Origin of the sequence: Rudaea sp. (assembly GCF_036383415.1) — a bacterium.
Lineage (GTDB): Bacteria > Pseudomonadota > Gammaproteobacteria > Xanthomonadales > Rhodanobacteraceae > Rudaea.
Genome location: NZ_DASVOK010000280.1, coordinates 17,185 through 38,922, shown reverse-complemented (window position 1 = coordinate 38,922; position 21,738 = coordinate 17,185). Strand labels below are relative to the sequence as shown.

The 21,738-nt window shown below is 65.6% G+C and carries 28 protein-coding genes; 9 read left to right on the top strand and 19 right to left on the bottom strand.

The genetic code is table 11. From position 1 onward, the window contains the following. Positions 1-74 precede the first annotated feature (74 nt). The 4 genes from VF497_RS10740 to VF497_RS10725 all read left to right on the top strand — a co-directional run bounded on the left by VF497_RS10740 (position 75) and on the right by VF497_RS10725 (position 2,839). On the top strand, positions 75-596 hold the full coding sequence (locus VF497_RS10740; protein ID WP_330888501.1) for a sigma-70 family RNA polymerase sigma factor: 522 nt from the start codon (positions 75-77) through the stop codon (positions 594-596). Next, positions 583-1,278, top strand: coding sequence for a DUF3379 family protein (locus VF497_RS10735; protein ID WP_330888499.1), 696 nt, complete (start codon positions 583-585; stop codon positions 1,276-1,278). Before VF497_RS10740 ends, VF497_RS10735 begins: the two co-directional genes overlap by 14 nt. Positions 1,279-1,347: 69 nt before the next feature. Further along, complete coding sequence (locus VF497_RS10730; RefSeq protein WP_330888497.1) at positions 1,348-2,064, top strand: glycosyltransferase family 2 protein; 717 nt, start codon at positions 1,348-1,350, stop codon at positions 2,062-2,064. A 148-nt stretch (positions 2,065-2,212) separates the two neighbouring features. After that, the gene (locus VF497_RS10725) at positions 2,213-2,839 is read left to right on the top strand and encodes an RNA pyrophosphohydrolase (protein ID WP_330888495.1); all 627 of its coding nucleotides are present in this window, start codon (positions 2,213-2,215) and stop codon (positions 2,837-2,839) included. A gap of 221 nt (positions 2,840-3,060) precedes the next feature. On the opposite strand, the gene VF497_RS10720 is transcribed toward VF497_RS10725, so the two are convergent. The 11 genes from VF497_RS10720 to VF497_RS10670 form a co-directional block, all read right to left on the bottom strand. Beyond that, positions 3,061-3,711, bottom strand: a complete 651-nt coding sequence (locus tag VF497_RS10720; RefSeq protein ID WP_422662598.1) for a HupE/UreJ family protein — start codon at positions 3,709-3,711, stop codon at positions 3,061-3,063. Further along, the gene (gene ureG / locus VF497_RS10715; RefSeq protein WP_330888493.1) at positions 3,708-4,355 is read right to left on the bottom strand and encodes an urease accessory protein UreG; all 648 of its coding nucleotides are present in this window, start codon (positions 4,353-4,355) and stop codon (positions 3,708-3,710) included. The genes VF497_RS10720 and ureG overlap by 4 nt, the downstream gene beginning before the upstream one ends. A gap of 7 nt (positions 4,356-4,362) precedes the next feature. Beyond that, positions 4,363-5,043 carry an urease accessory protein UreF gene (locus VF497_RS10710; protein ID WP_330888490.1) on the bottom strand — a complete coding sequence of 227 codons (681 nt, stop codon included), beginning with the start codon at positions 5,041-5,043 and terminating at the stop codon, positions 4,363-4,365. After that, positions 5,033-5,539 (bottom strand): urease accessory protein UreE, encoded by a 507-nt coding sequence (locus tag VF497_RS10705; RefSeq protein WP_330888488.1) that lies wholly within the window; start codon positions 5,537-5,539, stop codon positions 5,033-5,035. The genes VF497_RS10710 and VF497_RS10705 overlap by 11 nt, the downstream gene beginning before the upstream one ends. A gap of 8 nt (positions 5,540-5,547) precedes the next feature. Then, positions 5,548-7,260: an urease subunit alpha gene (gene ureC / locus VF497_RS10700; RefSeq protein WP_330888485.1), complete on the bottom strand. Its 1,713-nt coding sequence runs from the start codon at positions 7,258-7,260 to the stop codon at positions 5,548-5,550. Then, positions 7,257-7,583, bottom strand: coding sequence for an urease subunit beta (locus VF497_RS10695; protein WP_330888483.1), 327 nt, complete (start codon positions 7,581-7,583; stop codon positions 7,257-7,259). Before VF497_RS10695 ends, ureC begins: the two co-directional genes overlap by 4 nt. A 10-nt stretch (positions 7,584-7,593) precedes the next feature. Further along, the gene (locus tag VF497_RS10690) at positions 7,594-7,896 is read right to left on the bottom strand and encodes an urease subunit gamma (protein WP_330888481.1); all 303 of its coding nucleotides are present in this window, start codon (positions 7,894-7,896) and stop codon (positions 7,594-7,596) included. Positions 7,897-7,899: 3 nt separating this feature from the next. Beyond that, positions 7,900-8,277, bottom strand: a complete 378-nt coding sequence (locus VF497_RS10685; protein WP_330888479.1) for a cupin domain-containing protein — start codon at positions 8,275-8,277, stop codon at positions 7,900-7,902. Positions 8,278-8,292: 15 nt separating this feature from the next. Further along, positions 8,293-9,165: an urease accessory protein UreD gene (locus VF497_RS10680; protein ID WP_330888477.1), complete on the bottom strand. Its 873-nt coding sequence runs from the start codon at positions 9,163-9,165 to the stop codon at positions 8,293-8,295. Between the two features lie 99 nt (positions 9,166-9,264). Next, entirely contained in the window at positions 9,265-9,654 is a 390-nt protein-coding gene (locus VF497_RS10675; RefSeq protein ID WP_330888475.1) for a DUF4156 domain-containing protein, read from the bottom strand. Positions 9,655-9,745: 91 nt separating this feature from the next. Next, complete coding sequence (locus VF497_RS10670; protein WP_414706883.1) at positions 9,746-12,613, bottom strand: M16 family metallopeptidase; 2,868 nt, start codon at positions 12,611-12,613, stop codon at positions 9,746-9,748. A gap of 488 nt (positions 12,614-13,101) precedes the next feature. Between VF497_RS10670 and VF497_RS10665 the strand changes: the two genes are divergently transcribed. The 3 genes from VF497_RS10665 to trmL all read left to right on the top strand — a co-directional run bounded on the left by VF497_RS10665 (position 13,102) and on the right by trmL (position 14,486). Beyond that, on the top strand, positions 13,102-13,350 hold the full coding sequence (locus tag VF497_RS10665; protein WP_330888471.1) for a hypothetical protein: 249 nt from the start codon (positions 13,102-13,104) through the stop codon (positions 13,348-13,350). A gap of 334 nt (positions 13,351-13,684) precedes the next feature. After that, positions 13,685-13,957, top strand: coding sequence for a hypothetical protein (locus tag VF497_RS10660; RefSeq protein ID WP_330888469.1), 273 nt, complete (start codon positions 13,685-13,687; stop codon positions 13,955-13,957). A 64-nt stretch (positions 13,958-14,021) separates the two neighbouring features. After that, positions 14,022-14,486: a tRNA (uridine(34)/cytosine(34)/5-carboxymethylaminomethyluridine(34)-2'-O)-methyltransferase TrmL gene (gene trmL, locus VF497_RS10655; protein ID WP_330888467.1), complete on the top strand. Its 465-nt coding sequence runs from the start codon at positions 14,022-14,024 to the stop codon at positions 14,484-14,486. A gap of 51 nt (positions 14,487-14,537) precedes the next feature. Here trmL and VF497_RS10650 read toward each other — a convergent pair whose 3' ends face one another. The 5 genes from VF497_RS10650 to VF497_RS10630 form a co-directional block, all read right to left on the bottom strand. Further along, positions 14,538-15,545, bottom strand: a complete 1,008-nt coding sequence (locus tag VF497_RS10650; RefSeq protein ID WP_330888465.1) for an NAD(P)H-dependent glycerol-3-phosphate dehydrogenase — start codon at positions 15,543-15,545, stop codon at positions 14,538-14,540. A gap of 9 nt (positions 15,546-15,554) precedes the next feature. Next, on the bottom strand, positions 15,555-16,037 hold the full coding sequence (gene secB / locus VF497_RS10645; protein ID WP_330888463.1) for a protein-export chaperone SecB: 483 nt from the start codon (positions 16,035-16,037) through the stop codon (positions 15,555-15,557). 143 nt (positions 16,038-16,180) lie between these two features. After that, positions 16,181-16,621 (bottom strand): rhodanese-like domain-containing protein, encoded by a 441-nt coding sequence (locus VF497_RS10640; RefSeq protein ID WP_330888461.1) that lies wholly within the window; start codon positions 16,619-16,621, stop codon positions 16,181-16,183. A gap of 76 nt (positions 16,622-16,697) precedes the next feature. Then, complete coding sequence (locus tag VF497_RS10635) at positions 16,698-17,105, bottom strand: hypothetical protein (protein ID WP_330888459.1); 408 nt, start codon at positions 17,103-17,105, stop codon at positions 16,698-16,700. A 66-nt stretch (positions 17,106-17,171) separates the two neighbouring features. Next, entirely contained in the window at positions 17,172-17,645 is a 474-nt protein-coding gene (locus tag VF497_RS10630; protein WP_330888457.1) for a YiiD C-terminal domain-containing protein, read from the bottom strand. Positions 17,646-17,724: 79 nt separating this feature from the next. On the opposite strand from VF497_RS10630, the gene VF497_RS10625 reads away from it, so the two are divergent. Together VF497_RS10625 and VF497_RS10620 are read left to right on the top strand one after the other, a co-directional pair. Further along, the gene (locus VF497_RS10625; protein WP_330888454.1) at positions 17,725-18,534 is read left to right on the top strand and encodes a uroporphyrinogen-III synthase; all 810 of its coding nucleotides are present in this window, start codon (positions 17,725-17,727) and stop codon (positions 18,532-18,534) included. A gap of 48 nt (positions 18,535-18,582) precedes the next feature. Beyond that, entirely contained in the window at positions 18,583-19,278 is a 696-nt protein-coding gene (locus tag VF497_RS10620; protein WP_330888452.1) for a YkgJ family cysteine cluster protein, read from the top strand. A 32-nt stretch (positions 19,279-19,310) separates the two neighbouring features. Here the strand turns inward: VF497_RS10620 and xerC are convergent, their stop codons facing one another. From xerC to dapF, 3 genes are read right to left on the bottom strand one after another with little or no spacing between them, the layout of a single operon-like run. After that, on the bottom strand, positions 19,311-20,216 hold the full coding sequence (gene xerC / locus VF497_RS10615; protein WP_330888449.1) for a tyrosine recombinase XerC: 906 nt from the start codon (positions 20,214-20,216) through the stop codon (positions 19,311-19,313). Beyond that, positions 20,213-20,911 (bottom strand): DUF484 family protein, encoded by a 699-nt coding sequence (locus VF497_RS10610; protein WP_330888447.1) that lies wholly within the window; start codon positions 20,909-20,911, stop codon positions 20,213-20,215. The genes xerC and VF497_RS10610 overlap by 4 nt, the downstream gene beginning before the upstream one ends. Then, complete coding sequence (gene dapF, locus VF497_RS10605) at positions 20,904-21,731, bottom strand: diaminopimelate epimerase (RefSeq protein ID WP_330888445.1); 828 nt, start codon at positions 21,729-21,731, stop codon at positions 20,904-20,906. The genes VF497_RS10610 and dapF overlap by 8 nt, the downstream gene beginning before the upstream one ends. Between the last annotated feature and the right edge of the window lie 7 nt (positions 21,732-21,738).

Here is a 21,738-nt window from a genome sequence, read left to right as displayed (position 1 = left end):
CGAAGGCATCCTCGAAAAAATCCGTCGCTGAGCCTTTAACGAAAGTTTCGCGCAGATAATCCGGTCATGTCCCTGTGAGCAGCAAGCAGCGACAGTTCGACGCGCTCGTACGCGGGTATTCGGGCGATCTGTTCCGTTACGCGTACTGGCTTTGCGGCGAGGAAGCGCTGGCGCAGGACCTCGTACAGGAATCGTTTCTGCGCGCGTGGCGTTCGCTCGACAGTTTGCGCGAGACCGCGGCGGCCAAGGCCTGGCTGATCACGATCCTGCGCCGCGAGCACGCGCGTCTGTACGAGCGCAAGACGCCGCAGTTCGTCGACGTGGACGAGGTCGAGGTGGCCGACGTGCGCGACGCATTGACGCCGGAAGGATCGGGCGAGGATGCGTTGATTCGTGCGGCGATGCTGAAGCTCGACGTGAAATATCGCGAGCCGCTGCTCATGCAGGTGCTCGGCGGGTTCTCCTGCGAGGAGATCGCGCGCGAGTTGAACATTTCCAGTGCTGCGGTGATGACCCAGTTGTTCCGCGCGCGGCAGAAGTTGAAGGCGATGCTCGGCGGCGAGCCGATCGAGGCACAGGTTTATGAATTGCGTTGAATTCCGGCGACAACTCGCGATCGATCCGCAGGCAACCGCCGCGGACTTCGTGCAGCATCGCGCGGAATGCCCACGTTGCGCCGAGGCGCACGCGCGTGCGTTGGCGTTCGAGGGCGATCTCGTGCGCGCGCTGAACGTCGCCGCGCCCGCACAGCTCGCCGAGGCGATCCTGCTCGCGCAGACCACGGCAGAGCGGCGCCGGCGCACGAATCTGCGCCGCGCCTCGATGTTCGCGCTCGCAGCCGCGCTTGTGCTCGGCATCGGCGTCGTCGGCATGCGCGCCGAGGCCAAGCCGCTGTCGGTGCAGGCAGTCGAGCATCTGGAGTCGGAGAAGGAAGTGCTCGCGCTGACCGCGCCGGTCGCCGCGGCCGAGGTCACTGCCACATTCGCCAAGCGCGGCGTCACCCTGAAGCAGGTTCCCGACGGCATCAGCTTCGTCGCGCCCTGCCCGGTCGGGGCCAGCAAACACCGTTCCGTGCATCTGGTCATGCCTACTGCGGATGGCCCGCTGACCGTGATCTATGTGGCCGACCAGAAAGTTGGTGCGGCCGCGGACTTCGAACGCGACGGACTGCGCGGCCGCAGCCTGCCGCTCGGCAACGGCACCCTGATCCTGCTGGCGAAGAGCCCGGCCGAGTTCGATCGCGTCGAGGCTCTTTGGCGCGCGGCCATCGCCGGTTGATGCGACGCGCAGGCGACAAGCGGCGCCGCGGCAGGCGATAATGGCCGCATCAATTTCTGGATCGAAGCGATGCCCGACTTATCCGTCGTCGTGCCCGTGCACAACGAGCGCGACAATATCGTCCCGCTGCTGACCGAAATCGTGGCCGCGCTACGCGGCAAGGTCGATTTCGAGATCGTCTACGTCGACGACCTGAGCCGCGACGATACCTTGGCCGTGCTGACCGCGGCGAAGGCGCAATTCCCTGAACTGCGCGTGCTGCGCCATGTCGCCCAGAGCGGGCAGAGCACGGCGTTGCGTACCGGCATCAAGGCCGCGCGCGGCACCTGGATCGCCACGCTCGACGGCGACGGCCAAAACGATCCGGCCGACATCCCCAAGCTCGTCGCGATGCGTGACGAGTCGGCGAAAGAGATCAAGCTGTTCGCCGGCTGGCGCGTCAACCGCCAGGATTCGGGCAGCAAGCGCTGGGCCTCGCGCTGGGCCAACCGCATCCGTTCGAACCTGCTCAAGGACGAGACGCCCGACACCGGCTGCGGGATCAAGCTGTTCGAGCGCGCCGTATTCCTCGATCTGCCGTATTTCGACCACATGCACCGCTACCTGCCCGCGCTCATGCAGCGCGCCGGTTGGCAAGTCAAATCCGTGCCGGTGAACCATCGTGCGCGCGGTGCCGGCGTGTCGAAGTACAACAACCTCAACCGCGCCCTGGTCGGCATCTCCGATCTGCGCGGCGTCGCCTGGCTGATCCGCCGTTCCAAGCGCACGACGGTCGAAGAACTCTGATCGCGGCGCAAGGTGTTGCGGGCGTGGGCTGCGTCTTTTGTTCGCTTGCCCGCCGTGACCGGCTGTGGAAGAATCGGGCGAAAGCGCCATTTTCAGCCGTTGGTATCGGGTTCCACGGCATGGCGCGCCGGGATTTGGAGTTGAGCGCGTGATCGATCCGGATGGCTACCGTCCGAATGTAGGCATCATCCTGTTGCGCGACGACGGCAGGGTGTTCTGGGCGCGCCGTGCATTCAAGGACGGATGGCAGTTTCCGCAGGGCGGCATGCGCAGCGACGAAACCCCGCTCGAAGCGATGTATCGCGAACTGCACGAGGAGACCGGCCTGCGCCCGCATCACGTGCAGGTGCTCGGCGCGACACCGGGCTGGCTGCGCTACCGCCTGCCGCCGCGCATGGTCCGGCGCAACCAGAAGCCCACGTGCATCGGCCAGAAGCAGGTCTGGTTCCTGCTGCGCTTCGTCGGCGACGAATCCGCGGTGCGCCTGGACGCAACCGATGAACCCGAGTTCGACCAGTGGCGCTGGGTCGACTTCTGGTATCCGGCCAGCCATGTCGTCTCGTTCAAGCGCGAGGTCTACCAGCGCGCGCTGCGCCATCTCGCCCCGATCGCCACGAACTACAGCCATGCCACGCTGGACGACGCACTCGTGGTAGCCGGGCAGATGACCGAATCCGCCTTCGCCGCGGCCGAGCAGATGGCCGAGAACGCGCGTGCAGTGGCCGAAAGCATGGCCGACCTGGCCGAGCGGCTCAGTCTGGCCAAAGTGGGTTAGTCCGGACGCTGCGCAAACGTCATCCCGAGCGAGTTCCAGATTTTGTATAAACGGGTCCAAGGCAGGAAATGCCATCGGATCCAGAGATACGATAAGTACTCGCAAGCAAACCCGAAGGCCCGATCGGCGAGAACGGCCTGACCGAGCGTCTCGGTCACGACAAGAACGAACTGGTCGCGAGAGCGCATCCAGTCGCTGCATGCACGTGAGTGCGAACAAGGTCAGCGCCTGCGCCGTGTTCTTTGCCAGACGCCGGTGGCCCTCGCCGCCTGCTCGCTCTGATTCCCCGCTATATCGCGCCGATCAACGCGGCCGTGCCCGTGATCGCCGTTGCCACTCCGCCGACTCGGCCGAGTCGCGGCGCATGGCGCTGCGCCAGTGTGCCGAAGACGATGCCCGCGCCATGCAGCAACGCGGTCGCGGCGAGGAAGCCGATCGCGTAGCGCAGCGGATCGGCACTTTCGGGCATGCGCGGCGCCGTGGAACCAGGCAAATAGGCCGACAAGCGCGACCGCCGCGGCCAGCGGCAGACGCTGCGCGCGGAACACGAGCAGGCCGAGTGCGAGCAGCGAGGCGGCCACGCCCGATTCGATTGCACCGGCGCCGATGCCGGCATGTGCGGTCATCGCGGCCGCTGCGCCGATTGTCATCACCGACACGAAGGCGAGCGGCACGGCCCATAATGCGCGCCCACCGAGCTGCGCCGCCCAAATGCCGACCGCGAACATCGCGAGCAGGTGGTCCGTGCCCGACAACGGGTGTGCGAAGCCGGCGAGCAGGCCACTGTAGGCGCTGTGGCCCGGATGGGCATAGGCATTGGCCGCAAGCCCGGCGAGTACCGCGGCAAGAGCGTAGTGCGAGGCTTTTTTCATTGTGCAGGCTCCGGCAGGGGACGGGAAGGCAGGCCACCGGCCTCGACGATGAAGCGCGCGACCGCATCGAGGCCCTGGTTGATTTTCAGATTGCTGAAGACGAATGGGCGCGCGCCGCGCATCTTCTTCGCGTCGCGGTCCATTACTTCGAGCGACGCGCCGACGAGCGGCGCGAGATCGATCTTGTTGATCACGAGCAGGTCCGAGCGCGTGATGCCTGGACCGCCCTTGCGCGGAATCTTGTCGCCGGCCGACACGTCGATCACGTAAATCGTGAGGTCAGCGAGCTCCGGCGAAAACGTCGCCGCGAGATTGTCGCCGCCCGATTCGATGAAGATGATTTCCAGACCCGGGAATTTCTTGTTCATCTCGGCGACCGCGGCGAGGTTGATGCTCGCGTCCTCGCGGATCGCTGTGTGCGGACAACCGCCGGTCTCCACGCCCGCGATGCGCTCGGGCACGAGCGCGCCGGCGCGCGTAAGGAATTCGGCGTCCTCCTTGGTGTAGATGTCGTTGGTGATCGCGGCGACGTTGTAGGTGTCGCGCAGCAGCTTGCACAGGCGTTCGGTCAGCGCGGTCTTGCCGGAGCCGACGGGGCCGCCGATGCCGATGCGGAGAGGACCGTTGTCGTTGGTTATGCTCATTGGATGTTCAACTTCTAAACAGTCTGGTGTATTGGGTTTCGTGCCGGATCGAGCAGAGTTCGAGCAGCGGCGCGGCGGTGCCGAGTTGGTCGAGCGACGTGTCGAGCGCGTCGGCGGCAATTGCGGCGATGCGCGGCGCGAGGCGCGCGGTCGCGATCTGTCCGTCGGTCTGGCCGAGCGGAATCAGGCGCACGCCGGCGGAGACGAGGTTCGCTGCGGTCGAATGCAGCCAGGCGGAAAGCGCAGCGTCGCGCGGAATGTCGTGAGCGGCACAAGCGAGCGCCATCACGACGCTGTGCGCGATGGGCAGATCATCACGCCGTTCGGCAAATTCGTCGAGCAACGGATACGGCCATGCCTTGCGCGTAACAGCGAGAAACGCGGCGCCCTGCTGATGGCTTTCGAGTGCAGTTTCGGCGCTGCCGCGAAACGCGGCGGCGAGGTCGGCGATTTCGTCGAAGGCCGCCGCGTCGTGCGCACGCTCGTACGCGTGCGCGAACAGCACCGCGTCGATCCAGCCACCGCCACGCGCGAGCACGGCATCGATGTAGTCGATCAGCGTGGCGAGGTCGTGCACATCGCCCGCCTCGACCATCCATTCGAGACCATGACTGTAGCTGAAAGCGCCGGTCGGATACGACGGCGAGGTCCAGGTGAGCAGGCGATACAGGGTGGTATCAGTGTCCATGCGCCTGCCCCGCAACGAACACAAACGGATGCGCTGGGGCCTGATGATCGTCGTGCGCGTGCGCATACGCGCCGCGTTCCGGGGTGAACGGTGCGACGATTTTTTCAACGCGCGCGCCTAGCCCGCGCAGCATGTCGACGATCACCGCGTCGTCGCGGATCAGGATGCGCTCGCTGGAAAGTTGCGCGGGCAGATGGCGGTTGCCGATATGCCAGGCGAGCTTGACCAGTGCATCGGTGTCGCTCGCAGTCACCGCGACCAGCGCTTCGGGCGCCGCCTGCACGAGCACGATGCGGCCGTCGTCGAGCTTGACACCATCGCCATCGTGCAGAAGCGTCGTCTGTGCGAGATCGAGCACGAATCCCAGACCACCGTCGGCGCGATAGCGATAGCGGCGACGGTGGCGGCCTTCGTAGTCGAGCGTAATGCGATCGACCGCATGCGCCGCGTTCCATGTGCTGGCCGGAAGAATCTCGCGTGCGAACAGGTCGGTCATTGGTGCGATCAAAACAGGAAATAGCGCTGCGCCATCGGCAGCACCGTGGCGGGTTCGCAGGTCAGCAGTTCGCCGTCGGCATGCACCTCGTAGGTTTCGGCATCGACGTCGATCTTCGGCATCGCGTCGTTGAGGATCATGCTGCGCTTGCCGATGCCGCCGCGTGTGTTCTTCACCGCCGCGAGCGGACGCGTCAGGCCGAGTTTGCGCGCCTGGTCGCTCGCGGCGAACGCGGCGCTGACGAACAGCAGCGACGACTCGACGCGCGCGCGGCCAAACGCGCCGAACATTGGCCGGTAGTGCACGGGCTGCGGCGTCGAAATGCTCGCGTTCGGATCGCCCATCGGCGCGGCGGCGATCGTGCCGGCCTTGAGCACGTAGTCGGGTTTGACGCCGAAGAACGCGGGCGACCAGATCACGAGATCGGCGAGCTTGCCGACTTCGACCGAGCCGACGTGCTCGCTGATGCCGTGCGTGATCGCGGGATTGATCGTGTACTTGGCGATGTAGCGCCGCGCGCGGAAATTGTCGCTGCGCGCATCGTCGCTGCCGAGCGCACCGCGCTGGCGCTTCATCTTGTCCGCAGTCTGCCAGCAACGGATGATCGTTTCGCCGACGCGGCCCATCGCCTGCGAGTCGGAGCTCATCATCGAGAACGCGCCGAGGTCGTGCAGGATGTCTTCGGCGGCGATCGTCTCCTTGCGGATGCGGCTTTCGGCGAAAGCCACGTCCTCGGCGATCTTCGGATCGAGATGGTGGCAGACCATGAGCATGTCGAGATGTTCGTCGAGCGTGTTGACCGTGTACGGCCGCGTCGGATTCGTGCTCGACGGCAACACGTTCGACAGGCCCGCGACCTTGATGATGTCGGGCGCATGGCCACCGCCCGCGCCTTCGGTATGGAAGGCGTGGATCGTGCGGCCCTTGAACGCGGCGATCGTCGATTCGACAAAGCCGGATTCGTTGAGCGTGTCGGTGTGCAGCGTCGCCTGTACGTCGAGCGTGTCGCAGACCGCGAGGCAGCAGTCGATCGCGGCGGGCGTCGTGCCCCAGTCCTCGTGCAACTTCAAACCGCATGCGCCGGCCATCACCATTTCTTCCAACGCCTTCGGTCGGCTCGCGTTGCCCTTGCCGAAGAAGCCCAAGTTCATCGGAAAACTTTCCGCCGCCTGCAGCATGCGCGCGAGATGCCAGGGTCCCGGCGTGCACGTCGTCGCGAGCGTGCCGTGTGCGGGACCGGTGCCGCCGCCGAGCATGGTCGTGATGCCGGCGTAGAGCGCCTCATCGATCTGCTGCGGGCAGATGAAGTGGATGTGCGCGTCGATGCCGCCCGCGGTGACGATCTTGCCTTCACCGGCGATGATTTCGGTGCCCGGCCCAATGACGATGTCCACGCCGGGCTGCACGTCGGGATTGCCGGCCTTGCCGATCTTCGCGATGCGACCATCGCGCAGGCCGATGTCGGCCTTGACGATTCCCGTGTGATCGAGGATCACCGCATTGGTGATGATGGTGTCCATTGCGCCGTCGGCGCGCGCGACCTGCGACTGGCCCATGCCGTCGCGAATCACCTTGCCGCCGCCGAACTTCACTTCCTCGCCGTAGACGGTAAAGTCTTTTTCGATGCGGATGAAGAGTTCCGTGTCCGCGAGGCGGATGCGGTCGCCCGTGGTCGGGCCATACATGCCGGCATAGGCGCGGCGCGAGATCGTCGTGCTCATGCGCTTTTGCCTTTCGCATCGAGTGCGTTCATGACTTCGCCACGAAAGCCGATGACGACACGCGAACCCGCGTACGCCACAAGCAGTACCTCGCGGGTCTGTCCGGGCTCGAAGCGAATCGCGGTGCCGGCGGGAATGTCGAGGCGCATTCCACGCGCGCGATCCCGGTCAAATTGCAGCGCCGGATTGGTTTCAAAAAAGTGATAGTGGCTGCCGACCTGGATCGGTCGATCACCGCTGTTTGCCACGGTCAATGGGATCGCTTCGCGCTCGGCGTTGAGCGTGATGTTGCCTTCGAGCGTGAGGACTTCTCCGGGAATCATTATCGTCGCCTCAACGTATTGGCTGATGCACGGTGACGAGCTTGGTGCCGTCGGGAAACGTCGCCTCGACCTGGATTTCGTGGATCATCTCGGCAATGCCTTCCATGACCTGCGCGCGAGTGACGACTTTCGCGCCGGCCTGCATCAGCTCGGCGACGCTGCGTCCGTCGCGCGCACCCTCGACGACGGCGTCGGTGATCAGCGCAATCGCTTCGGGATGATTCAATTTGACCCCGCGTTCGAGCCGTTTGCGCGCAACGATCGCGGCCATCGCGACGAGCAGTTTGTCTTTTTCGCGCGGAGTCAGGTTCATCGGTCAGATCCAGCGATCGTTCTGCGCGGTGAGCTCGCCGCCGGTCTCGCCGGTGTTGATCACGCCGCGTGGTTCGATGATCAGGGCGTGGCATTCCTGTGCTGCGCGCGTGATGTGTTCGACGCCGCGCGGGACGACGAACATCTCGCCTTCGCGGATTGTCACGTCGCGATCGCGAAATCCGACCTGCATCTCGCCGCGGACGACGAGGAACACTTCGTCGGTGTCCTTGTGCTCGTGCCAGACGAATTCGCCCTGCAGCTTGACCAGCTTGAACTGGTAGTCGTTCATCTCGGCGACAACGCGCGGCGACCAGCGCTCGGTGAACAGGGCGAGCTTTTCCGCGAAGTTGATGGAGCCGGTGGGCGTTGCGTGGGGCATGGTTGGATTCGTCTCTCAGCAGTACCAGACTTTGGGCAGCCGTTGCGGCAAGCCGGTAGCGAGCGAGCGCACGATGCCGGCGGCATCAATGAGCGCCCGCCGCAACGCCGCCGCGTCGTCGGCGAGCAAACGCAGGATCAGCAGATGCTCGCGCGTCGTCGCGTGCGCGATCGGCGGTAGGTCGGCCTCACCGAGCCGGGCGCGCACGGGCGCGAGCAGCGTGGGCGCATCGTCGGCGACATAGATCAACGTGGCGCACGCCGTCGCCGTGCCGAAGCCGAACGGCGCCGCGCGCAGCGCAGCGATGTCTCCATCAAGATGCAGCGCGTCGGCGAAGATCAAGCGTCCGCCGCGGCGGATGCGCCAGGCGTCGTGGACGAAACCGCTGCGCAACGATTCGCCCATCGCGCGGCGGCCGAGAACGAGGCTTTCCGTCGCGAGCAGGCGCGCGCCCGGTGCGAGGTCGGCATCGAGTTGGCGGCGCAGGCGCGCTCCCTCGAACAGGATTGTTTCCTGCGCCAGGTATTCGACGCAGGCGCCAGCGCCGGCTGCGATGCGCACGTCGATGCGCGCCGGATCGTCGCCCGGCAACGCGCGGTAGATTTTCTCCGCGGCCTGTGAAGTCAGCGTCGCGCATGCGCCTGCGTTCGCGACGATGTCGGTTTGCAGGCGATCACCACCGGTAAGGCCGCCGCTCGTGGTCAACAGCACCGCCTGGACGGGCTCGTCGGAGTCTATGTTGGGAAACAGCACGCGGCATGGCGCGCGCTGGTAAAGGTCGGCGAGGCGTGTCTTGCCGCCGGCCGCCGAAAACTCGATCCGAGTCGCGCCGTCCACGCGCTGGTGCGCGGAGACGGGCGGCAGCAGCGCGGGTTCGGCGAGCAGCATCGCGGTTCCTCGTGAGCGGGCCGAAGTGGCTCGCTGCACTGCATCATTGCGGGAATCCGCGATGGCGTCAATCGGGTTTGCCGAGGAACAACGTCGCTCTCAATGCTCCTTGGCCGGGAAGGTTTGCACGCCGTCCTGCGTCGTCGCCGGCTGGTTTGCGGGCGTGGAGATCTCGCCGCGCTGGCGTAGCTGCGTCTTGCCGCAGACATAAGCCTGGAAGCGTTGCGCACCGTCCTTCGGCTCGCTGCGCGGCACGATCGTGTCGGCCGGCAGGCTGGCGGCCTCGTTGCGCGCCATCGTCTCGAGCTCGTCGGCGACCTTGTATTCGCTGCGGTGATAGAAGGCGATCTTGTCGGCGACGGTGACCGCGACCGTACCTGCGTCGCGGCAACCGGCGACCTTGCCGTCGTAGGCGACGCGCACGGCGTTGCCGCTCACGGTCGGCTCGACCCAGGTGCAGGCGGCCGGCAGCAGGCCGAGTGAAAGCATAAAAATGGAGAATGCTGCGTTTTTCATGATGCTCCAAAAAAGATGGCCGGCGTGGGCCGGCCATCGTTCGTAACGGCGACGATGACTCGTCTTACTTTACTACTTTGCCGTCGGCATCGATCACCTTGGTCTCGCCGATCTTGAGCGCGCGCACCGGCTTCTCGATCTTGGCGAGGTCGCCGACGATGACCCAGGTCAGCGTGTCGGGCACGAACAGTTTCTTCGCCGCGTCGTCGACCTCGGCTTGCGTCTGTGCCTCGATCTTCTGCTTCAGCGTCGTCACGTAGTCGTCCGCACGGCCGTAGAGCTGGTTCGAGGCGAGCGCGCCGAGCACGGCGCCAGTGGTCTCGTAGCTGCCCGGCAGCGCGCGCACGCGCTGTGCCTTGATCTTGGCGATCTCGGCTTCGGTCGGCGGATTCTTGCCGGCGACGTTGCGCACTTCTTTCAGTGCTTCGGTGACCGACTCGGCGGTCTTGTCGGTCTGCACCGGCGCCTGCAGGATCAGCGGGCGCTGGCCGAGCGCATCCTGCAGCGAGGAGCGCGCGCCGTAGGACCAGCGCTTGTCCTCGCGCAGATTCATGTTGAGGCGCGAGGTAAACGTGCCGCCAAACACCGAGTTCGCGGTCTGCATCGGCAGGTAGTCGGGCGCCGTGGTCGGATCGGCGAGCGCGCCGGCGAGGATCAGCGACTGCGGCGAATCCTTGCGGTCGATCAGGAATACGCGCGGCTTCTTCTGCGCGGCGACATGGGCGAAGTTCTTCGTCGGCAGCGCCGTCGCCGGCGCGGTCCAGTCGCCGAAGGCCTTGTCGAGCAGCGGCACGATCGCCGCCAGCGTCGTATCGCCGGCGATCAGGATCTTGACGTTGTCCGGGCGATACCAGGCGTTGTGGAACGCGGCGAGATCGGTCGCAGTGAGCGACTTGATCGCGGCTTCCGTGCCCGAGCCGGTGAACGGAATGCCATAGGCGTGGTCCGCACCGTAGAGCAGCGGCGGCAGCGTGCGCAGCGCCATGCCCTGCGGCTGGGTCTTCTCCTGGGCGATGCCGGCGAGCCACTGCGCGCGGATGCGTTCGATGTCGGCGTCGCGGAACGCGGGGTTGCGCACGACGTCGGCGAACAGGTCGATCGACGGCGCGAGGTTCGCGTTGAGCGCGTTGAGGCTGACGTTCGAGGTATCGAGGCCGGTGCCGGGGCGAATGATCGCGCCGAGGCTTTCGCGGCGCTTGGCGATCTCGACCGAATCGAGCGATTTCGTGCCTTCGTCGAGCATCGAGCTGACGAAACTCGCGGTGCCGAGCTTGTTGCCGTGGTCGGCCGCGTAGCCGGCGTTGAACTGCATCTGGATTTGCGTGATCGGAATCGTATGGCGCTCGGCGAGGATCACCTCGATGCCGTTCCTGAGCTTGCCGCGCTGCACGGCCGGGAAGCTGAGCTCGGGGAACTGGCTGACGTCGGGCACGCCCTTGGAACGATCGACGTCGCTCTTCGCGGTCGTGTAGTTCTTCGCCGGCGGCGTGACCGAGGCCGGCTTGCCGTCGCGCGCGGACAGACCCTTCACCGCCTTGTCCTCGGCGGCGAAATCGGCGCCCGGCTTGGCCGGCACCACGGTCAGCGTGTAGTCGCCCTTGGCGATCCACTTGCGCGCAGCCTCGAGCACCGACACGGGCGTGGCCGCCGCAGCGCGTTCGAGGTCCTTCTTGTACGCCGCGGGATCGCCGAGATAGACCTGGCTCTGGGCGAGGATCACGGCCTTGCCGCGGAACCCTCCAACCTCTTCCAAGCCACGGATAAAGCCGGCGCGCACCGAGGTCTGCGCGCGCGCAAGTTCGTCGGCGGTCGGGCCGTCCTTCAAGAACTTCGCCCATTCGTCGGCGATCGCAGCCTCGACCTTGGCCGGATCGACACCCTTCTTCACGTCCGCGCTGAGCACGAACTGACTGACGAGGGCGAAGGTCTGCAGTTCAACGGAAACGTCGTCGACGAGCTTGTCCTGGTAAACCAGGCGCTGGTAGAGGCGCGAGGTCTTGCCGCCGCCGAGCACGCTGGCGGCGAGTTCGAGCAAAGGATTGTCCGACGCGCCGAGCTGCGGCACGTTCCATTCGCGATAGATGCGCGTCTGCGCGACGTGATCGGATTGGGTGCCACGCGTCGATGTCTCGCGCTCGGCAACCCACGGCTGCTGGCGCGGCACCGGCGGCCCGGCCGGGATGTCGCCGAAATACTTCTGCAGCTTCTCCTTGGCCACAGCCGGCGTGATGTCGCCGGCGAGCACGATCGTCGTGTTAGCCGCGCCGTAGTAGTCGCGGAACCATTGCTTGACGTCGTCGAGCGAGGCCGCGTCGAGATCGGCCATCGAGCCGATCGTGTCGTGCTGGTACGGATGGTTGGCCGGGAACGCGTTCGACAAAATATTCTGGTCGGTGCGGCCATACGGGCGGTTCTCGCCCTGGCGCTTCTCGTTCTGCACGACGCCGCGCTGGGTGTCGAGCTCGGGCTTGCCGATCGCCGAGAGCAGATGGCCCATGCGGTCCGACTCCATCCACAGCGCCATGTCGAGCGCGGTGGTCGGCACGGTCTCGAAATAGTTGGTGCGGTCGAACCAGGTCGTGCCGTTCATGCCGGTCGCGCCGGCCTTCTCGAACGGAGCGAAATAGGTGCCCTTGTGATTCTCCGAGCCGGAGAACATCAGGTGCTCGAACAGATGCGCGAAGCCGGTTTTGCCGTTCGGCTCGTCGGCCGAGCCGACGTGGTACCAGATCGACACGGCGACGACCGGCGCCTTGTGGTCTTCGTGCACGACCACGGTGAGGCCGTTGTCGAGCTGGAACTTGGTGAACGGGATATCGATCATCGGAGCTGCCGTTTGCGTGGTCTTCGCGGGTTTCGCATCGTGCGCCGCGGGAGCGGTGGCGCAACCGGTTGCGGCGATCGCCAGCGCCAGCGCGGTCGATTTGAACAAGCCGGTCCTGAACAGGCGGATCGGGGCGTGGGTCGAACGCGGTGTTGCGACGGGCATCATTTACTCCGGCGGCGAAAAGTGAAGGAGCCTAACCGACGGCGGGCGAGCGGAGCAATGGCCGAAAGTCAGGGGCCGGCGGCCTTTTTGTGCCGACTGCCTTGCGCGCACCGTTTCAGGCAACGCGTTGTTTTTGCGAAGCAATTTCCCTGAATAAATACTATACCGATGAGTTAGGTATTGGTTCAGGGACGCATGCGTATGATGCGCCGCAACAAAATTGTTCGTCAGCATCGATCCGCCTGCATACCCGCCCCAGCGCCCATCGCGCGACAGGTCCCGGGTCCCTCCAGAGCCCGATCTTCGAGGCCAGCACTGGCCGCACAGATTCCCCAACCGGAACCCACGCGGCCAACCTCGCAATGGCCGGGCATTGCCGTCGTCGCCGACAAACAAATCAAACCAATGCCCCAACGACAAGGATTAAAGACATGAACTTCAGCACCCAGATCAAATGCACCGTCGCAGCGCTCGCTCTGTTCGCCGCAGTCGGCGCCACCGCCCTCACGCGCGCCGAAACGGTAGCCGAGCCTATCGACGTCGTACACACACGCATCGAAATCAGCGCACCGACATCGATCGATGCCGACACCGCACCGATTGCGCGCGTGCATGTCGGCAACCCGATCGCGGTCGATGCGAATCCGACTGCCGCGGACATCGCGCGCGCTTCGCGTTGATGCAAGCGCCGAGCAATCGGCGCGCAACGAAACTCGTTTGCAACGATCGGTGAGCCTCGTGCTCGCCGATTTGTTTTTGCGTCACGCGATTTTCACGTCATCGATGACAACGGACGGACAGTGTTTGTCCGCGGACACTCACCATTCCATGCCGGAAGTCACGATCGGTTTAGCGCGCAGTCAGCCACGGCCCTGCCGGAAGTCACGATCGCGGAACTTCGTGCAACCCCAGGCCTCGATAACGCATCGAAATGATCGAACAAAATGCGAATCCGCCCTCGTTGGCACAGGCTTTGCTTTTGCACAAATACCAAAGTATACGAAGGAGCACGTCATGAAACTTTCCACCCACATCCACCGCGGGCTCGTCGCCATCGCGCTGTGCGCAGCCGTCAGCGCGTATGCCGTCGCCGCCTCGCATCCAACCGTGGCCGTCGGTGCGCCGCAGGAAATGCAGATGCTCGGCACGATCACCGTCACTGCCACGCCGAACGACATCGACGACAACGTCGTCTACACCCAAGTGCAAGGCAAGGCGCGCGTGACGGTCGGTGAGCCGGTCACGCTTGGTCCGAAGGAAGAAGCGCGACTGGTCGCGATGCGTTGAGCACAAGGATGCGCAACGTCGCACCAGCTTGTCGCCTGCGCAGGAAGCGCGGAATAATCGCGGCATGCTGCATGTCGTCCTCTTCCAGCCCGAGATCCCGCCCAATACGGGCAACGTGATCCGCCTCTGCGCGAATTCCGGCGCGCGCCTGCATCTGATCCGCCCACTCCGCTTCGAGCTCGACGATGCGAAGCTGCGCCGCGCCGGCCTCGACTACCACGAGTTCGCCGCGATCGACGTGCACGACGACCTCGACGCGTTCATCGCGAAAGTCGAACCCGATCGTTTGTTCGCGCTGTCGACACGCGGGCGCACCTTGTATACGAACGTGCAATTCGGTGACAACGATGCCGTCGTGTTCGGTCCGGAAACGCGTGGCCTGCCGCAGGCGTTTCTCGATTCATTGCCGCAGCAGCAGACCTTGCGCCTGCCGATGCGCCCCGACAACCGCAGCCTCAATCTCTCGAACGCGGTCGCAGTCGTTGTTTACGAAGCGTGGCGCCAAGCAGGTTTTACCGGCGGCGCCTGAAAAGCGATTGCTTTCGGATCCGCGCAAATCCGCGGCGACTACTTTTTTGTTTTAAGCCGGATACTCGGGCTTGCGCTCACGCGCGAGCAGTTCGCGCAATCCTTCGGCCGGCGTGATTTCCTCGTGCAGCACACGCTGCACGCCGCGCGAGATCGGCAATTCGATGCCGTGCGCGTCGGCGAGGCGCATCACCGTGTCGACCGTCTCGATGCTTTCGACGACCTGGCCGATCTGGGCGACGGCGTCTTTCAGACTCGTGCCGCGGCCGAGCGCGAGGCCGAGGCGGCGGTTGCGCGAGAGATCGCCCGTGCAGGTGAGGACAAGATCGCCGAGGCCGGCGAGGCCCATCAGGGTTTCCGGGCGCGCGCCGATCGCGGCGCCAAGGCGCAGCATTTCGTTGAGGCCGCGTGTGATCATGCCGGCACGCGCGTTGAGGCCGAGCTGCATGCCGTCGGCGACGCCCGTGGCGACTGCGAGCACGTTCTTCATCGCGCCGCCAAGTTCGGCGCCGATCACGTCGCTGCCGGTGTAGGCGCGAAAATTCGTCGCGTGCAGCAACTGCGCGACGGTGTGCGCGAACGCGTCGTTCGCCGAGTGCACGGTCACCGCGGTCGGCAAGCCCTGCGCGACTTCGCGCGCGAACGAGGGACCGGTGACGATCGCCGCGGCTACGCCGGGCAGGCGCTCGGCGACGATCTCGTGCAGGAAACGCCCCGAAGCCGGATCGAAGCCCTTGGTTGCCCAAGCGACGCCCGCGCCCGGCGCGACATCGTTGGCGATGTTCGCGATCAGTTCGGCGAACGCGTGGCTCGGCGTGACGATCAGCAGCACCTGCGCGCCGCGCACGGCGGCAGCGAGGTCGGCTTCGTAATTCAACGCTGCCGGCAATTCCATTTCCGGCAGGTAACGTGCGTTGCGACGCGACGCATGCATCGCCGCGAGCGCCTGCGCGTCGCGGCCCCACAACGTCGTCGGCACCGCGTTGCGCGCGAGCACGGCGGCGAGCGCCGTGCCCCACGATCCCGCCCCGAGTACCGCAACAGTGGGTTTGTCGCTCAAAAACAAACCTCAGGCGTTGCCGCTGAGACCCTGGCCTTCGGCCTGACGACGCTGCTGCTCGGCGTAGAGCGCGTCGAAGTTGATCGGCTGCAGCAGGAACGGCGGGAAGCCACCGTTCTGGACCAGATCGGAAATGATCTGGCGCGCATACGGGAACAGAACGTTCGGGCAATACGTGGCGAGCACGGCGTCGCGCGAGGGCGCATCGAAGCCGATCACACCGAACACGCCGGCCTGCTGGACTTCGGCGAGGTAGGCGGTCTTGTCTTCGAGCTTGCAGGTTACGGTGACGGTGAGCACGACTTCGTAGACGTCCTGCGCCAGCGTGCCGACCTTGTGCTCGAGGTTCAGCTGCACCTGCGGCTGGCCCTGCTCCTGGAAGATCTGCGGCGCGGACGGCACTTCGAACGAAGCGTCCTTGATGTAGACCTTCTGCAGCTGCAGTTGCGCGCCGGTTTCGGCGCCGCCGTTGGCGGGGATGTTGTCAGTCATTTCGATAACTCCAAAAAATAGTGAAAATTGAAATTCACAGCCAAGCAAGGCCGCTTTTTGATCTTCGGCAATCGGAGACGATTGTTTCGAATAAACCCGTGGATTATCCCATGCGGGCGACTTGTGCGCACCCGCGGTCGGAATCAGCGCCCCTTGGCGACCGGCAGGTTGGCCTCGCGCCATGCAGCAAGGCCGCCGCCGAGCCAGAACACCTGCTTGAAACCGGCCTTGACCAACCGTGCCGCGGCCTGGGCCGAGGCGGTACCGGTACGGCAGTACACCGCCACCGGGCGCTCCTTGACCGGCGCCAGGTCCTTGTTCTCGGGATCGAACTGGCTCACCTGCACGTTGCGCGCGCCAGGGATGTGCGCCTTGTCGAAATCAGCCGCGGGCGACAGATCGACGAGCAGCGGGCTTTCGCGGTTGATCAACTGCGTGAGCGCGGCCGGCGTCAATTCGCGGTAGCCGCGGAACAGGCGCGAGAATTCGTTGCCGATCAGGGCGACGAGCACGCCCGCGAGCAGCATCGCGAGGACGAGGTGATTGCCGAGGAACTCCGGCAGGCGGTGAAGGATGTCGGACATGGATGGCGGGCGCGGCCGGCGCCGGGAGGACTTGCGGGCGCGGATTATCCGTCAGAGCGCGCCCTCAAGGCAAAAATCAATGCTGGGTGATGTCGGGTAAGCCGCTGACCAGCCACCAGCGCTTGGCCTTTTCGTCGTAGCGCCAACGCTGACGGTCGAGCACGCTGCGCACGCTTTGCGTGTTGTTGTTGGTCAGCACGATCTCGGCCACCAGCGCGACTTCGTTGTCGCCGGCCGGGCGCGCCGGCTGCGCGTTGTAGCCGCTGATGCGCATCTGGCGATAGCGCTCCAGATCGATGGAGGTCAACGGGTGCGCCTTGAGCGTTTCCGGATCGACGAACGCCGCGGCATCCTCGAAATTGCCCCAGCGTATCGTCGAGGCATAGCTTTCCAGCGTCGCGTCGAGCAGGTCGCCCTTCGATTTCTGCGCCGCGCAACCGACGAGGAGGCAGAGCGCGAACATCACGGCAACGATACGCGGCATGGCGGGCATCCGATGGAAGGCTGCGTTCATTCTATATGCCGCCGAGGGCGGAATCCGCGAGCGCGATCAAACCGCGCTGCGGATCGCGACGAAGCGCGCCGCCAGCGTGCAAGCATCCTTGCCGTCGTCGAGCGGCACGCGGCAATCCACGCGCAGGCGGCTGCGGCCGCGAGTCGCCAGGGCGGCAAGAAATTCGTCCCACGATTCGCCTTCGGCCAGCGTCGCCCGCGCGACGAGTTCGCCCCATACCGGCGCGAGATAGCGGATCGTCGAGTCCTGCACGTAGATTTCGCAGTCGATCTGCAGCGACTTCAGCTTCAGCGCGAGCAGACCCCAGCCGGCGAGCGTGGCCACGCTGGCGAGACTGCCGCCGAACGCGCAGCCCTTGTCGTTGACGTTCGGCGCGAGCGGGGCGGCCAGCGCCAGCGCTTCGCCGTCGTAGTCGCGCAGCGCGATCTGCATCGTCTGGGTCAGCGGAATCCTGTCGAGCAGGGAGTCGAGATGCGCATGCGCGAAGGCGAGATCGGGAACGGGCTTCATGTCGAACGGCGGGCGGAAAGGGCGCACAGTGTGCGCAGGCGGGCAGCCGTGATCAAGCACACTTGCTAAAGTAGCGCGCATGGCCGGGCGACGATCGACACAGGACATCTCCCCACCGCTGCCGCTGGCGGGCGCAAGCGTGGTCGTGACACGGCCCTCGCTTTCGGCCGTCGCGCTCAAGCGTCGCATCGCGACACTCGGCGGCACGGCACTCGCGTTGCCCGGCGTCGGCGTGAGCGGCGTCGAAGACCCGGTTCGGGCACGCGCTGCGCTACGCGAGACGAAACATGCCGATATCGCAATCTTCGTCAGCCCCAACGCCGTGCGTTACGCAGTCACTCTGCTGCCCACGCTGCGCTTCGAGCGTGCGACGCAAGCCTGTGCGGTCGGGCGCGTGACTGCGCTGGCGCTGGCACGGCACGGCGTGCGCGGCACGCTATGGCCGGATGCGCGGCAGGACAGCGATGGCCTGCTCGCGCTGCCGCACCTCGCGCGCCTGCGCGATCGACGCGTCGTGCTGATCGGAGCGCCGGGCGGACGCGAGCTGCTGCCGACGACACTGCGAGCACGCGGCGCGATCTTGCAGAACATCCATGTGTACCGGCGCACTGCGCCGCGCTGGACGCGACGCCACTTCGCCGCGCTCGAGAACGCGGCGACGCCGCTGCTGACGCTGCTGTCGAGCGCCGAAGTCCTGGCTCATCTCGAATGCGGCCTGCCACGGCAGCTGTTCGCGCGCCTCGCCGCAGGCGAATGCATCGCCAGCAGCCTGCGTCTTGCGCAGGCCGCGCGCGCGGCCGGATTCGAACGCGTGCATGTGGCCGCCTCGGCCGATGCGGACGACATGCTGGCCGCGACGAAAGCCGCGCTCGCCCAACATCGTTTGTAACGGGTCGAACCAGCCATCGCCCGAATCGAGGCTGATTGCGAATCCGCGATGGCCGGCGCAGACTTCATCGAATCATCGGGAGCCGCCGTGGGAAAACTGCAAACAGAAGTGCTCGAACTGCAGGCGAAGGTCGAGAAAGATACCGCGCGTCTACTGCGTGAAAATCGCAATCGCATCTTTGCCGTGCGCTTGGCGCAAAGCGCGCAGAAAGAGATCGATCGGGTAAGGAAACAAGTCGAAGATCGCGGGGTACGCTTCGACTGTAAAAAAGGCTGCGCCATCTGCTGCCGTCTGGAAGTTCAGGCCTTGCCCCAGGAATCGTTTCGAATCGCGCGCAAGCTGGGCGAGCGATCGGACCGGGAATCGCTCGTCGCCAAGCTCTCGGAACATGTCGAAGCGCATCGCGGGATAACCGACAAGCGGCAACGCAAATTTTGCCCATTTTTACTTGACGGTGCGTGCTCGATCTACGAGTTGCGCCCGCTCGTTTGTCGCAAAATGGATTCGCTCGATGTCGAGCGATGCAAGCAGATGGGCGAGACCGTGCCAAGCGATCCGGAGATGTCCTACAAAGCCGAAGCGGTGATGACCGGCACGCAAAAAGCCTATGCGCGCCTTAAGCTGCCCAGCGAAGCTCGCGAAATGGTCGCCAGCGTATTGCTCGCCCTGACCGATCCCTCCGCGGAGGAGCGCTGGTGGAAAGGCGAGGACGTGTTCGCAGCTGGCGTCCGATCGTCGCCTTGATCTCGAGGTGGTCGGAGGCGTCGGCAGATCGCTTATCGCTCGTTCTTTCTTCGTCGCGCGCGCGGATGCGCCGCATCGTACACCTTGGCGAGGTGCTGGAAATCCAGATGCGTATAGATCTGCGTCGTCGCGATGTCGGCGTGGCCGAGCAGTTCCTGCACCGCGCGCAGGTCGCCGGAGGACTCGAGCAGGTGGCTGGCGAATGAATGGCGCAGCAGGTGCGGATAGACGCGGCGCTCGATGCCCTGCGCCTTGGCCCACGCCTTCATGCGCGTGCGCACGGTGGCCGCGCCGATAGCCGCGCCGTTGCGGCCGCGAAACACGGGCTCGTCTTCGCTTGTAACCTGTTCGAGATCGCGCAGCACGCGCAGCGCCTCAAGCGCCTTCGCGCCGACCGGCACGATGCGCGTCTTGCGGCCCTTGCCGGTGACGCGCACGCTCGCGTCGGCGAGATCGAGGTCGCGCCATTTCAGTCCGGTCAGCTCGGAGATGCGCAAGCCGCTCGAATAGAGCAGTTCGAGGATCGCGCGGTCGCGCTTGGCCTCGGCGCCGTCGGTCGGAATCTCGACGAGTCTGCCCATCTCGTCGACGTCGAGCACCTGCGGCAGCTTGCGCGGCGCCTTCGGTGCGCGCACGCCGGCGGCAGGGTCGTGCTTCAACTCACCGCCGCGCAACAGGAACTTGAACAGGCTGCGGCAAGCGGACAGGCGCGCCTGCAACGTCCTCGGCGCGATGCCCGCGCGGTGCTCGCCAGCGATGAAACTGCGCACAGCGTCACTGCGCAGCGCGTTCCACTCGGCGATGTTGCGCGCGCCGGCGTATTCGACCAGCCGGGTAAGGTCATGGCGATAGCGGATCAGCGTCTGCGGCGAATAGTCCTTCTCGACCTTCAGGTGATCGAGGAACCGCTCGACCGTCGCTGACAATGTTTCACTCATCCGCGCGCCGGAAATCTCGCGATCGCGGCCGCCACGGTTTCACCGATCAGCTTGAGGAACATCGTGCCCATGCCCGGATGGAAACGGTTGGCGTCGGTGCTGCCGATCGCGAGCAGGCCAAGCGGCGCATCGCGCTCGCCGAGCGCAAGCAGCGCGGACGAGTGCACATCACCGGCGTGTTTGCCGAACAGGAAGTCGAGCTTCTCGGGCTGCAGGCGGCCGCAGAGCGCTTCGCCGTTCCTGAAGAATTCGGCGAATTCGGGCAGCGCCGGCACGCCCTGCGGCTGCACGATCAACCAGTCGGCGGCCGGCAGTTCGGGATCGGCACGCAACAGCACCAGGCGCACGAACTCCGTGCTGAGGTCTTCACGCAGGCCGGCGACGACGCGACGCACGCTGCCGGCCAGCGTCGCTTCGCGCATCAGCGAGAGATTGAGCGCGTGCACGCGCTGGACGAGCTGCTCGTTCTCGTTGGCGATGTTGACCAGTTCGGTCAGGCGCCGGCCGAGTTCGCGGTTTTTGTCGCGCAGCACGTCGAGCTGATAACTCGCGAGCGAGGTCGTCTTGCCCTCCTCGCGCGGTGGCAGCAGGGTCAGGGCGAGGTCGGGATAGTCGTGCAGGAAGGCCGGATGGCGGCGCAGATAGCTCGCCACTTCGGCCGGCGTGACCGCATCCTTGATCGTGGTGTCATTCATTCCAGTTTCCCTCAAAAACGAAAGCAGCCGGTCCGGTCATCCACAACGCATGGCCCGGACCGTCCCAGCGGATTTCGAGTCTGCCGCCCGGCAGATCGACCGCGACGGTGGCATCGACTTGTGCGCGCCGGCGCAACACTGCGACCGCGGCGCAGGCGCCGGTGCCGCAGGCCAATGTTTCGCCGACGCCGCGCTCGCGCACGCGCAGACGCACCTGCGCGCGATCGACGACCTGGACGACGCCAACGTTGCAGCTTTGTGGAAAATGCGCATTTGTGGACAATGCCGCACCGACCCGTGCCAGCGGCGCGGCGGCGACATCGGCGACCTCGACCACGGCATGCGGATTGCCCATCGACACGGCGCCGAATTCGATGCGCTCACCGCCGACACCCAGCGCATACGGATCGGTCGCGGGCAAGGTCAACGGAATTTGCTCGGGAAGAAAGCGCGGTTCGCCCATGTCGACGCGCACGCGGCCATCGGCCAGCAGTTCGACGCTGACTGGCCCCGACGGACTTTCGAGCCGCACCGTGCCTGTGCCGAGCACGCCCGCGCGGCGCAGCCACGCGGCGACGCAACGCACGCCGTTGCCGCATTGCCCGCTCATCGAGCCGTCGGCGTTGTAGATGCCGTAGTAGAACAGGCAGGACGGATCGCGCGCCGGCTCGATCGTCAGCAACTGATCGAAGCCGACGCCCGTGTGCCGGTCGGCGATGCGCGCGATCTGCGTCGGCTCGAGCGCGAACGGTTGCGTGCGGCAGTCGAGCACGACGAAGTCGTTGCCGATGCCGTGCATCTTGGTGAAATGCAGACTCATCGCCGGC

Excerpts from the sequence above, each read along its gene's own strand:
- secB (WP_330888463.1), bottom strand. The coding sequence starts at position 16,037 with ATGACTGACAACATCCCCGCCAACGGCGGCGCCGAAACCGGCGCGCAA.
- VF497_RS10665 (WP_330888471.1), top strand. The coding sequence starts at position 13,102 with ATGAACTTCAGCACCCAGATCAAATGCACCGTCGCAGCGCTCGCTCTG.
- VF497_RS10610 (WP_330888447.1), bottom strand. The coding sequence starts at position 20,911 with ATGAATGACACCACGATCAAGGATGCGGTCACGCCGGCCGAAGTGGCG.
- ureG (WP_330888493.1), bottom strand. The coding sequence starts at position 4,355 with ATGAGCATAACCAACGACAACGGTCCTCTCCGCATCGGCATCGGCGGC.
- xerC (WP_330888449.1), bottom strand. The coding sequence starts at position 20,216 with ATGAGTGAAACATTGTCAGCGACGGTCGAGCGGTTCCTCGATCACCTG.
- VF497_RS10705 (WP_330888488.1), bottom strand. The coding sequence starts at position 5,539 with ATGACCGACCTGTTCGCACGCGAGATTCTTCCGGCCAGCACATGGAAC.
- VF497_RS10660 (WP_330888469.1), top strand. The coding sequence starts at position 13,685 with ATGAAACTTTCCACCCACATCCACCGCGGGCTCGTCGCCATCGCGCTG.
- VF497_RS10630 (WP_330888457.1), bottom strand. The coding sequence starts at position 17,645 with ATGAAGCCCGTTCCCGATCTCGCCTTCGCGCATGCGCATCTCGACTCC.
- ureC (WP_330888485.1), bottom strand. The coding sequence starts at position 7,260 with ATGAGCACGACGATCTCGCGCCGCGCCTATGCCGGCATGTATGGCCCG.
- VF497_RS10685 (WP_330888479.1), bottom strand. The coding sequence starts at position 8,277 with ATGCCCCACGCAACGCCCACCGGCTCCATCAACTTCGCGGAAAAGCTC.
- VF497_RS10635 (WP_330888459.1), bottom strand. The coding sequence starts at position 17,105 with ATGCCGCGTATCGTTGCCGTGATGTTCGCGCTCTGCCTCCTCGTCGGT.
- VF497_RS10680 (WP_330888477.1), bottom strand. The coding sequence starts at position 9,165 with ATGCTGCTCGCCGAACCCGCGCTGCTGCCGCCCGTCTCCGCGCACCAG.
- VF497_RS10625 (WP_330888454.1), top strand. The coding sequence starts at position 17,725 with ATGGCCGGGCGACGATCGACACAGGACATCTCCCCACCGCTGCCGCTG.
- VF497_RS10690 (WP_330888481.1), bottom strand. The coding sequence starts at position 7,896 with ATGAACCTGACTCCGCGCGAAAAAGACAAACTGCTCGTCGCGATGGCC.
- VF497_RS10640 (WP_330888461.1), bottom strand. The coding sequence starts at position 16,621 with ATGTCCGACATCCTTCACCGCCTGCCGGAGTTCCTCGGCAATCACCTC.
- VF497_RS10695 (WP_330888483.1), bottom strand. The coding sequence starts at position 7,583 with ATGATTCCCGGAGAAGTCCTCACGCTCGAAGGCAACATCACGCTCAAC.
- VF497_RS10730 (WP_330888497.1), top strand. The coding sequence starts at position 1,348 with ATGCCCGACTTATCCGTCGTCGTGCCCGTGCACAACGAGCGCGACAAT.
- VF497_RS10710 (WP_330888490.1), bottom strand. The coding sequence starts at position 5,043 with ATGGACACTGATACCACCCTGTATCGCCTGCTCACCTGGACCTCGCCG.
- dapF (WP_330888445.1), bottom strand. The coding sequence starts at position 21,731 with ATGAGTCTGCATTTCACCAAGATGCACGGCATCGGCAACGACTTCGTC.
- VF497_RS10720 (WP_422662598.1), bottom strand. The coding sequence starts at position 3,711 with ATGAAAAAAGCCTCGCACTACGCTCTTGCCGCGGTACTCGCCGGGCTT.
- trmL (WP_330888467.1), top strand. The coding sequence starts at position 14,022 with ATGCTGCATGTCGTCCTCTTCCAGCCCGAGATCCCGCCCAATACGGGC.
- VF497_RS10620 (WP_330888452.1), top strand. The coding sequence starts at position 18,583 with ATGGCCGGCGCAGACTTCATCGAATCATCGGGAGCCGCCGTGGGAAAA.
- VF497_RS10675 (WP_330888475.1), bottom strand. The coding sequence starts at position 9,654 with ATGCTTTCACTCGGCCTGCTGCCGGCCGCCTGCACCTGGGTCGAGCCG.
- VF497_RS10735 (WP_330888499.1), top strand. The coding sequence starts at position 583 with ATGAATTGCGTTGAATTCCGGCGACAACTCGCGATCGATCCGCAGGCA.